The 3,386-nt window shown below is 21.7% G+C and carries 2 protein-coding genes; both read left to right on the plus strand.

All coding sequences use genetic code 4. The features are described from left to right. Positions 1 to 391: 391 nt before the first annotated feature. The gene (locus M0D11_RS05375) at positions 392 to 1,507 is read left to right on the plus strand and encodes a hypothetical protein (RefSeq protein WP_252320792.1); all 1,116 of its coding nucleotides are present in this window, start codon (positions 392 to 394) and stop codon (positions 1,505 to 1,507) included. Positions 1,508 to 1,611: 104 nt separating this feature from the next. Continuing rightward, the gene (gene uvrC / locus M0D11_RS05380) at positions 1,612 to 3,381 is read left to right on the plus strand and encodes an excinuclease ABC subunit UvrC (protein WP_252320794.1); all 1,770 of its coding nucleotides are present in this window, start codon (positions 1,612 to 1,614) and stop codon (positions 3,379 to 3,381) included. Positions 3,382 to 3,386 lie beyond the last annotated feature (5 nt).

Here is a 3,386-nt window from a genome sequence, read left to right on the forward strand (position 1 = left end):
TCTTTCTTGTTCTTCTTTTTTATTTTTATTAAAACCCCACATTATTTATGTCCCCTTTAAAATTAGAAAATAAAAACCCATTTTACTTTAAATAAAGCAACGGGTAAAACTTATATTAAGTTTACAATGATTATATAATATTATATAAATTAATTGTTAAATAAATTTTATATAAATAAGAAAAATGATTTATTTTAAATTTTTAAAATCTAGAAAATAATGAATATGAAATTTAAATAATACATTTTTTATGATAAAAGTATTAAAAAATTAATATTGTTTTTTGCAATAATAAATCAAAAATCGATTATAGAAAGATATTACATATATCAATTATGTTATACTATTTTTATAAGTTATTTTGTGGAGAATGTTAAGAGGTGATGTTCTTATGATTAAAAATGGCATTAAAATATCAAAATCTCAATCTCGTGGTGATGAAGTTGGATTACTTTTTTTCTTATTAGTAATCTTCTTTTTCCTAATAGTTAGTTTAACTAGATTTTCAATAATTGGTAAAGTGCTTGATGATTTTCTTTTTTCTTTTTTATTTGGGTGAATTAAATATGTTGTTTATTTCTTTCTTTTTTTAATGATTATTCCTTTAGCTTTTGGTTATCGCATGCAATTTAAATTGAAGTATATTTTTGTTTATTTTTTATTTTTAGTGATTAGTTGTTGGACAACGCAAACTTTAACTTTAATAATTTTAGGAAAGAATAATTTATGAACTAGTTATTATAATTTAAACCTATTAAATATTAGTGAAATATACGTTAAAACATGATGAAATACAAATGGTATAAATAATTATCTAGGTTTTTTTGCTTCACCAATTTCTTTTAAAGATTTTAGTGTTGAAACCTTTTTTCCAGCATATGCTACTGGTGGCATTATTAGTAATGTTTTAATAGGTATTTTTAATTATGGTTTTTTTGTTACTAATTTAATTGCAAACTTTATTAGTATTTTTTCTTTAACTTGTTTATTTATTTTTAATAAACCTTTTATTTTCTTTAGCAAAATGAAACAAATTATTAAACAAATTATTATTAATAATAAAAATAAAAAGCAAAAAAATAAAATAAATGCTGATTTAAAACAAAAACATATTAAGTTAAAAAAAGAAAAATTATTAATTGATAAACAAGTTAAAAAATCTTTTAGAAAAGAAAATAATTTCAATAAGGAATCAAAGAAAGAACCACTTATATCACCAGTAAAAAAAGCAGAAATAAAACAAAATGAAATAAAACAAAATGAAATAAAACAAAATGAAATAAAACAAAATGATAATAGTGACATTATCAATAAACCTTCTTCGCCTATTGTTTATTTTAATGAAAATAGTTATTTAACTCCTTTTGGTAAAATTGACCCTGAAAAACAAAAAGATGTAATGAGTAATAGCAAAGGTACTCTGGTAGTTAAAAAAAGTTTAGAAGATAGTATTTTAAATCGTGAAATTCTTAATGATAACGAAACTATTATTAATAACGAATCATAAGTAATTAATAATGAATAAAATTAAGAGTTTACTTTAGGATAAAACATTATATTAATGTTAAAATCAAAGTATCTTTTAATTTGTTAATAAATTTAGGTGAACTAATGGCAGAAAAATCTTTACTACAAATGAAAATTAAACTTTTACCTAATATTGCTGGATGTTATTTATTTAAAGATATACATAATAATTTAATTTATGTTGGTAAAGCTAATTCATTAAAAAAACGAGTAACTTCATATTTAAATAAAGCCAGTAATTTTAAAACAATGTTATTAGTTAATGATATTCATGATGTTGAATACATTACGACATCTAATGAAAAAGAGGCTTTAATTTTAGAACAAACATTGATTAAAAAACATCATTCTAAATATAATATTTTGTTAGCAGATGATAAAAAATATCCTTATATTCAAATTACTAATAATCGTGATCCACAATATCGTTATGTACGTAGTGCTACTAAAAAAGAGGGACATTATTATGGACCATTTCCAGATGGTACTGGTGCGCGTGAAATTTTAAAGTTATTGGAACGAATTTTTCCATTACGAAAATGTGCTGGTAATCTTGGTAAACCTTGTTTATATTATCATTTACAGCAATGTTCTGGTGCTTGTTTTAAATCAGTACCTATTACTTATTATGAAGATATGATTAGTAAAATTGATCAATTTTTCAAAGGGAATGTTACTGCTGTTAAAAAAATATTAATTAATAGTATGAATATTAGTGTTGAAAACTTACAATTTGAAAATGCTAATCGTATTAAAATTTTGTTATCAAAAATAGATTTATTTTTATCACAACAAGTTGTTGAGTTTCAAGATTATGGAAATCGCGATTTTATTAATTTTTTAATTGAAGATGAAATGGTTGTTTTAATTACTTTATTTTATCGTAATGGTAAATTGCAAGCTAAAGATGAACAAATAGTTCAAAATAATTACTTAGAAATTCAAGATTTAATTCGTAATTATTGTCAACAACTATATAGTAAAAATACATTGCCAAATGAAATATATTTACCATCAAATATTGATTTAAAACAATTAAAATTATTATTTCCACAAATAAAATTTATTAATCCAATTAAAGGAACAAAAGAACATATTTTAACATTGGCAAAAACCAATGCCATTTACGCATGAAATAATTATTTACAAACTAATCAATTTAATGCACCGTTAAATATGATGAAAGTATTATCACAATGATTAAAAATTCCTAATTTAAATCATTTAGAGGTTTTTGATGTTTCTAATCTTCAACAAAGTGCTAGTGTTGGCGGTATGATTGTTTATAAGAATGGTAATCCTAGTTTTAATGATTATCGCAAATTTTTATTAGATCCAAAAATTATTGATGATTATCATCGTTTTTGTGAAATGATTTATCGTAGATATCATCACTTAGTTATTAATAAATTGCCACTTCCTGATTTAATTATTGTTGATGGTGGAAAACCACAAATTAGTGCTACATTAGAACAACTAACATTATTAAACTTAACAATTCCTATTATTGGATTAGTTAAAAATAAAAAACATCAAACTGATAAAATTATAAATGATAAAATGCAAATTATTAATATTCCTAAAACTGATGCTTGTTTTTTATTTTTGAGTAAATTACAAGATCAAGTTCATAATTATGCAATTAAATATCATAAAACAAAACGAAGTCAATCAATGATAAGTAGTGTTTTATCATCAGTACCAGGAATTGGTTTACAATTACAAAATAAAATATTACAGCAATTTCCAACTTGACAATTATTGCAAAATGCTACAAAAACACAACTTTCATCATTAGTTAAATCAAAAGTAATTTTAGAAAAACTATGAAAAGAATTACATAGTTTTGAATAATATAT

It is taken from the genome of Spiroplasma endosymbiont of Lariophagus distinguendus (assembly GCF_023846195.1).
Classification (GTDB): Bacteria; Bacillota_I; Bacilli_A; order Mycoplasmatales; family VBWQ01; genus Spiroplasma_E.